This window comes from Cellulomonas sp. IC4_254 (assembly GCF_011603975.1).
Classification (GTDB): Bacteria; Actinomycetota; Actinomycetes; order Actinomycetales; family Cellulomonadaceae; genus Cellulomonas.
In genome coordinates this window covers 1-2,422 of the sequence record NZ_JAANNB010000320.1, presented here as the reverse complement: position 1 = coordinate 2,422, position 2,422 = coordinate 1, and the positions used below count along the sequence as shown (strand labels likewise).

Here is a 2,422-nt window from a genome sequence, read left to right as displayed (position 1 = left end):
GGGCGGCGGGGCGGGGCAGGGGTCGATCTGCATCGCCCTCGTGGCGTGACATCCCTCGTGCGGCTGCGTGGCAGCGGCGCGGCGTGGGTCCGCGTGCTCCCGCGACGAGTCGGCGGTCCTGACCGGGTGGTGTCCGGAGCGGATCTCCGTCGACGTCGACCGGCTGGGAAACCGGTCTCTCGCGGCGAACGTAGTCGGCGCTCAGCGGCGCGGTCCATGGGTCCTTAGTCCCCGGCGCCGCTCCCGCCGGCGTCCCGGCGCCGGCGGACCAGGACCACCGCGCCGGCCATCACCGCGCTCGACCCCGAGGCGACGACGAACGCCACCAGGACGTCGGCCCGGAGCGAACCGCGCAGCACGGCGGCGGGGGAGACGGTCCCGACGGGCTCTGGCGTCCAGGGCTCGTCGCCCTCGTGCTCGATCTGCTCCCGGAGGTGCATGATCTCGGCGTCGGGCCCGATCCCGAACGTCACGTAGGTCGTGGTGAACTCCTCAAAAGGGTTCAGTACGACCGAGCCGAACGGCCTGTCGCCCAGGGTGAGGTCGCAGGCGTGGATGTACTCCGGGATCCTGACGACGGTGGTCCCGTCCTCGCGGTGCGTCTGCTCGGGACGGACGCAGTACGGCTCGTCCAGGGACGCCGCCGCTGCCGCCGTCCGGATGTCGCGCAGCAAGTCGTCCACTGATCGGGACGTGACGAACCACCCCCATCGCCCGGTGTGGGGCTGGACGAGCGAGAGCCAGGTCTCGGGGCCGGGCCGCTCCTCGTACTCCGTGTAACCGCCGCGGAGCAGGAGGCCGCGCACCGTCTCGATCTGCCGCTCGGTCCGGTCCTGCTCGGCCCGGGCGACCGCGGACCACGCCGTCGTGACGGCCGCCAGCGCGAGGACGGCCGAGACCGCCCGCAGGATCGTGCGCCGTCGCCGGCTACCGCGGCCGCGGGGCCGAGGGGCGCCGGGGTGTCGGCGGGGTGTCGGCGGGTCGGCGGTCACCTGGCACCCCACAGGATCATCCCGACGATCAGGCCGCCCATCCCGCCCACGCCGCCAGCGACGAACCCGAGCAGCGGGCTGATGATCGCGCGGCCCGGCGGCTGCTTGCCCAGGGCGAGGTGCGAGAACGCGAGCGCGATGACCGCGACCGACGCGATCTGCCACACGAGGACCGGCGCCAGGTCGAGCATGCGACCGACACCGACGAGGGCACCCAGGACGAACCCGTGCCCCCAGAGCCGGAGGAAGGGCGCGACCAGGGCGGTCGTCCCCGCCAGCACGAGCTGGACGAAACCCATCGCGACGGTCGGCGGTGCGTCCGTCCACCAGAGGACCGCGAAGCAGACGACCTCGCCCGCCAGGACGAGGACGAGCGTCTCCCGGCGGGCGACGGAGCCGGGACCCCGGAGCGCCCGCACGGCGAGCACGACCCCGAGGGCGGTCCCGACGCACGCGGCGGCCGGCACCGCCAGCGCGGGATGGGGGACGCCGAAGATGGTCAGGGTCATGGCGAAGGTCAGCACCGCCGTGGGCACCGGGCCGAGGACGACGCAGACGACGCGGGCGACCGAGAGGCCCCGGGGTGCGGGCGGTGCGGCCACCTCGGCCATGGGTGGACCTCCACGCGTCGCCGTCGTGTCGGCTCGGCGAGCCGGAGGTGTCCACGGTGGCGCGCGCCGCAACCACCCAATGTGCGGTCCGCGGCCCGGGTAGGTGGTCGCCCGGGTGACGACCGGCCGCCGGACGGCGATCGCTGGGATCATGCACCGGAGACCACCCCGAAGGAGAACACCGTGCCCACCGTGCACATCCGGCCCTCGACCGGCGCCGGGGAGTACCCCGCGCTCGTGGCCATCTGGCGCAGCGCCGTCGACGCGACGCACCGCTTCCTCTCCGCGGAGGACCGGGACGAGATCGAGGCGAGGCTGGCGTCCGACTACTTCCCGGCGGTGCGGCTCTCGGTCGCGGAGGTCGACGGCCGGCCGGCGGGGTTCTCGGGCGTCCTCGACGGGACGCTGGAGATGCTGTTCGTGGACGCGACCCGACGGGGGAACGGGATCGGCACCGCGCTCGTCGCGCACGCGATCGAGGAGCACGGCGTGACCGACGTGGACGTCAACGAGCAGAACGTCGAGGCCGCCGACTTCTACGCCCATCGCGGGTTCGAAGTCGTGGGCCGCAGCGAGACCGACGAGGCCGGGCGTCCGTACCCGGTGCTCCACCTGAGGCTCGGCGACCGGGGCGCGGCCTAGTCCCCGACCAGCCCCCGCACCACCCGGCTCACCGGGATCGCGCGCGCCCCCAGCACCACCTGGAACTGCCCGGCCTGCGTCGCCACCATGACCACCCCGGGCACGGCCCGCACGCCCGGCTCGTCGACGACCGCCGCGTCCCGCAGCACGAACCGCAGCCGCACCGCGCACGCGGTC

The 2,422-nt window shown here is 74.6% G+C and carries 4 protein-coding genes; 1 reads left to right on the top strand and 3 read right to left on the bottom strand.

The genetic code is table 11. The features are described from left to right. Nucleotides 1–224: 224 nt before the first annotated feature. Together G6556_RS18350 and G6556_RS18345 are read right to left on the bottom strand one after the other, a co-directional pair. A complete protein-coding gene (locus G6556_RS18350) occupies nucleotides 225–992 on the bottom strand; it encodes a hypothetical protein (RefSeq protein WP_166944524.1) in 768 nt (255 codons plus the stop codon). Continuing rightward, entirely contained in the window at nucleotides 989–1,603 is a 615-nt protein-coding gene (locus G6556_RS18345; RefSeq protein ID WP_166944522.1) for a hypothetical protein, read from the bottom strand. Before G6556_RS18345 ends, G6556_RS18350 begins: the two co-directional genes overlap by 4 nt. A 183-nt stretch (nucleotides 1,604–1,786) precedes the next feature. Here G6556_RS18345 and G6556_RS18340 point away from each other — a divergent pair, with 183 nt between their 5' ends. Continuing rightward, nucleotides 1,787–2,245 (top strand): acetyltransferase, encoded by a 459-nt coding sequence (locus tag G6556_RS18340; protein ID WP_166944520.1) that lies wholly within the window; start codon nucleotides 1,787–1,789, stop codon nucleotides 2,243–2,245. Here the strand turns inward: G6556_RS18340 and G6556_RS18335 are convergent. Then, on the bottom strand, nucleotides 2,242–2,422 hold a 181-nt coding region (locus tag G6556_RS18335; RefSeq protein ID WP_205693747.1), incomplete at its 5' end, for a hypothetical protein. The two genes, G6556_RS18340 and G6556_RS18335, sit on opposite strands and share 4 nt — an antisense overlap.

What these genes read in the sequence shown, in the direction of transcription:
- G6556_RS18345 (WP_166944522.1), bottom strand. Translation starts at nt 1,603, where the DNA reads ATGGCCGAGGTGGCCGCACCGCCCGCACCCCGGGGCCTCTCGGTCGCC.